At 62.8% G+C, this 4,382-nt stretch carries 4 protein-coding genes; all 4 read right to left on the bottom strand.

Annotated elements, in window-relative coordinates:
* Positions 1–76 precede the first annotated feature (76 nt).
* Positions 77–1,018, bottom strand: coding sequence for a D-ribose ABC transporter substrate-binding protein (locus EN914_RS25800; protein WP_013533072.1), 942 nt, complete (start codon positions 1,016–1,018; stop codon positions 77–79).
* A 38-nt stretch (positions 1,019–1,056) separates the two neighbouring features.
* Entirely contained in the window at positions 1,057–2,187 is a 1,131-nt protein-coding gene (locus EN914_RS25795) for an ABC transporter permease (protein ID WP_024502446.1), read from the bottom strand.
* A 26-nt stretch (positions 2,188–2,213) separates the two neighbouring features.
* On the bottom strand, positions 2,214–3,755 hold the full coding sequence (locus EN914_RS25790) for a sugar ABC transporter ATP-binding protein (protein ID WP_013533074.1): 1,542 nt from the start codon (positions 3,753–3,755) through the stop codon (positions 2,214–2,216).
* The coding region (locus tag EN914_RS25785; protein ID WP_407067814.1) for a DUF2291 family protein at positions 3,752–4,382 on the bottom strand (631 nt) is incomplete at its 5' end. The genes EN914_RS25790 and EN914_RS25785, both read right to left, overlap by 4 nt.

The raw sequence follows: 4,382 nt of genomic DNA, 5'->3' as shown, positions 1-4,382 counted from the left end.
GCGAAGGCAGTTCACGAGGGCAGTCATTTCGTAGAAGAGGCAGGGGGTGTCCGCAAGGACACCCCCTGTGCAGGTATTACTCAGACAGCACGAAGGGTGCGGTGTACTTGTCGACATTGTCCTTGGTGATGAGAAGGCAATCGAACAGCTGCTTCTCGGTCGCCGCACCGGTGGCACCCGTCTTGATAAACGAGTCCGCCTGCTGCACGGCCTTGGCCGAGAAGATGGCGACCGGCTGCAGCACGGTGTACTGCAGTTCACCGGACTTGATCGCCGCAACCGCGTCCGGGGAGCCGTCGAAGCCACCGACCTTGATGCCGGCGAGCTTGCCAGCTTCCTTCAGCGCCGCAACCGCGCCGAGAGCCATTTCGTCATTGCCGCTGATCACGGCGATGATGTCGGGATTGGCTTGCAGCATGCTCTGCATCTTGTCGTGGCCCTGGGTACGATCCCAGTTGGCGACCTGCGAAGCAGCCTTTTCGAGATCCGGGTACTGGCTCAGCACAGTCGCGTAACCGTTCGAGCGCGTGGCGGCATTGTTGTCCGACGGGGCGCCGAGCAGTTCGACATATTTGCCCTTTTCACCGACGGCCTGCACCCACTGCTGGGCACCGAGAGCAGCGCCCTGCGCGTTGTTGGAAACGAGCTGCCCCTTGGCGAGGCCTTCCTGGTTGATCTCGGCATTGACGAGGAACACCGGGATGTTGGCTGCAATCGCCTTCTTCACCGCACCGACAGAGCCGTCGGCGTTGGCCGGATCGAGAATGATCGCCACCGACTTGTTGGTGATGGCGGTGTCGATCAAATTGCTTTCGGTATTGGTATCGCCCTTGTGGGCGCCGACATTGGCCGTATAGCCAAGCTTCTCGGCCTCGGCCTTGGCGACGTTGCCCTCGGTCAGCCAGTAGGGATTGGCCGGATCGTTGACGATGATCGAGATCAGGCCCGCGGCTGACGCGGCGGCCGTGAACCCAACGACCATCGCGGCCGCGAGCAGACTTTTCAGCATGGTTTTCATGTACATTCCTCCAATGATTACGCGGTGTTGCTGCCAGTTCACCTGGCAGTCTTCCCTTGGGCAGGATTGGCCGGTTCGGCCTTCCCCCGTTTCTGAGAAGTCGGTTGGCCACCTGTCGCGCTTGGGAGCTTGCTGCGGCGGCGATACTGAACGGCATTGAGGAGCACGGCGAGCACGATGACCGCGCCGGTGAACACTGTCTGCCAGTAGGATGAGATGCCGATGATCACCAGACCGTCGGACAGGAAGCCGATGACGAAGGCCCCGAGCAGGGTTCCGCGGATGTTGCCGCGGCCGCCGGTCAGTGCCGCGCCGCCGATGACGACGGCCGCAATGGCCGTCAGTTCGTAGGTGGTGCCGGCGGTCGGTCCAGCCGATGTCAACTGCGAGGATAGGATCAGGCCGGCAATGGCGGCGCAGATGCCCGACAGCACATAGACGGAAATCTGCACTGTTTTGACCGGAACGCCGGAGAGTTCGGCCGCGCGTTCATTGCCGCCCGAGGCGTAGAGCCAGCGCCCGAAAGCGGTGCGGTTCAGGACGATGCTGCCAATGAGCGCGATGACCACGAGAACCACGACGCCCGTCGGCACGCCGAACAAGCGGTTGAAGCCAAGCGCATCGAAGCCGGTGTTTCCGAGCTCCGGCTTGCCGCCGAGATTGTTGTAGGTCAGGCCGCTGGTCATCAGCAACGCCAGGCCGCGCGCCATGTACATGACGCCGAGGGTCGCGACGAAAGCTGGAACCTTGAAGCGCGCGATGAGCACGCCGTTGATCAGCCCGACGACGGCGCCCAGCATGCAGGCCAGCACCGCGACCACCCACACCGGCGGATAGAGAACGACGCCCAGCCAGTTCAGCGTCACCCCTTGCATCAGGAAGCCGGCAACGACGCCGGCCAAGCCCAGCGTCGACCCCACCGACAGATCGATGCCGCCATTGAGGATGACAAGCAGCATGCCGATCGCGAGGATGCCGAAGATGGCGACATGCGAGGCCATGGTCAGGAAATTCGCCACCGAGAGATAGTAGGGCGACAGGATCGAAAAGACGACGATGATGACGATCAGCGCAAAGAAGGCCCGGCCCTCGAGCAGCAGCTTGGCGAGATCGAAGCTTTCGCTCGCGCTTGGACTGGACTGTTTTCTGGCCTGGCTGACATCGGTCATGGTGTGGGCTCCGAAATTCCTGGTGATCAAGCGACTACGGCTTCGCCCGAGGCGGCCATGATCTGCTCTTTGGTGGCATTGGCGCCGAATTCGGCTGAAATCCTGCCGCGGCGCATGACGACGATGCGGTGGGCAATGCTGAGGCATTCGTTGACCTCAGAGGTCGAGAAGACGACGGCAAGGCCCTGCGCAGCGCGTTCGCTCAGCAAGCGGAAGACTTCGGCCTTGGCGCCGACATCGATGCCGCGGCTCGGCTCGTCGAGAAGGATAACCTTGGGGTTGGTCGTCAGCATCTTGCCGATGACGACCTTCTGCTGATTGCCGCCCGACAGCGATCCGATCATGGCATTGCCGCCAGCGGTCTTGACGGTCACCTTGCGGATCGAGTCTTCGACCAGCTCTCGCTCTCTGGAACGAGACAGAAACAGGCCCCTGGCGAACGCTTCGATGCTGGCGAGCGAAAGATTACGACCGACGGTCATCGTCTGCACCAGCCCGTCGCGCTGCCGGTCCTCGGGGACCAGCACAAGCCCTCTGGAGATACGCTGGGCAATGCTCAGCCCCGAGACGTCCTCGCCTTCCAGCAGCGCCCGCCCGCCCGCCATCGGCACTCGTCCGGCGACGGCCTCCAGCAATTCCGTGCGCCCGGCACCCATCAGCCCGTAGATGCAGACGATCTCGCCTGCTCGCACGTCCAGCGACAGGTGATCGACGACGGAATAACCTGAGCCCGAAGTGTCGACGACGCTGACATCCTCGATCGATAGGGCGACTTCGCCGAATTCATGGCCGGTCGGCGGCGAGCCGAGATCGAAATTCTCGCCGACCATGTTGCGCACGATCCATTCGAGATCGATATCCCGGGCTTCGGCCGTCGCGGTAATCGCGCCATCGCGCAGGACAACGGCATAGTCGGTGATCTGCAGCGCCTCTTCGAGGTGATGCGATATGTAGACGATGGAGACGCCGCGGCTGGTCAGATCGCGGATCACCTTGAACAGAACTTCCACCTCGGTTGCGCTGAGCGCGGAGGTCGGCTCGTCCATGATGAGGATGCGCGAATCGACCGACAGTGCCCGGGCGATCTCGACGATCTGCTGTTGGCCGAGGCGCAGATCCTCGACCAGGGTCATCGGATCGATGTCCTCTTCGAGATCAGCCATCAGAGCGCGCGCCTGGCGTTGCTCCTCGGCGAAGTCGAGGCCGGTCCTGGTGCGCAGTTCGCGGCCCATGAAGATGTTGTCGCGAACGCTGAGGTTGGGCGCCAGGCTGAGTTCCTGGTGGATGATCGAGATGCCGCGATCGCGCGCGTCCGAGGACGAAGAAAAGCTGACGAGATTGCCGTCGAGCACGATGTCGCCGGATGTCGGCGTGACCACGCCGGAGAGGATCTTCATCAGCGTCGACTTGCCGGCGCCATTCTCTCCGAACAGCGTGGTGACCTTGCCGCGATGGATATCGAAATTGACGCCCTTGAGCGCATGGACGCCGCCATACGACATGACGATGTTGCGCGCCGAAAGCACGGCGTCGCCAGTCGCGGGTCCGGTGTCGGCAGCCGGTTTCATTTGACGTCCAGCCTCACGGGGGTGACGAGCCAGCTCTTCGGGTTGACCAGCTTGAATGCGCCGACCACCGATATGGTCTTGCCGGTCAAGGTGCTCGTATCGACCTTGGCCAGGACTTCCTTCTTCATCTCATTGTTCAGCGCCGAACCGGCGTCCTGGTACTCGATCTGGTTGGTGAACTGGCCGAATGTGATCTTGCCCGTGGCGTCACGCAGTTCCGTCCCGTTGATCGCCGGTCCCGTCTGCACGCGGATCATCAACGTATCTGGCACGCCGTCGACGGCGACCTTGTAGATGCCAGATTTTCCTTCGCCGACGACGCCGGTGAACTTGACTGAAATGACCGGTCCGACGCCCGCAGGCACACCGTATTCCTTTTCCGCCGTTGCCCTGTCCTTGGCAATCGCCGTCGCCACCGTCACCGCGTCGGCGGCGCGTGCCTCGACATCGGCCTGCACCTTGGGAAATTCCGACTTGCCGTAGTCAGCGGCGGAAAAGACGGCGCTGCGAACGTCGCCTGCCGACCCTATCCTGACCACCTTGGTATCGAGCGCCATGGCGCCGAGCAGGACGACAACCGCGGCGCCGGCAAGTGCCCGACGCAGGGCGGGCGAGGCAGGCCTGGTC

The organism is Mesorhizobium sp. M7A.F.Ca.CA.001.08.2.1, from assembly GCF_003998455.1.
GTDB lineage: Bacteria > Pseudomonadota > Alphaproteobacteria > Rhizobiales > Rhizobiaceae > Mesorhizobium > Mesorhizobium ciceri.
This window is presented reverse-complemented; position numbering and strand designations above follow the sequence as displayed.

What these genes read in the sequence shown, in the direction of transcription:
- EN914_RS25800 (WP_013533072.1), bottom strand. Translation starts at nt 1,018, where the DNA reads ATGAAAACCATGCTGAAAAGTCTGCTCGCGGCCGCGATGGTCGTTGGG.
- EN914_RS25795 (WP_024502446.1), bottom strand. Translation starts at nt 2,187, where the DNA reads ATGACCGATGTCAGCCAGGCCAGAAAACAGTCCAGTCCAAGCGCGAGC.
- EN914_RS25790 (WP_013533074.1), bottom strand. Translation starts at nt 3,755, where the DNA reads ATGAAACCGGCTGCCGACACCGGACCCGCGACTGGCGACGCCGTGCTT.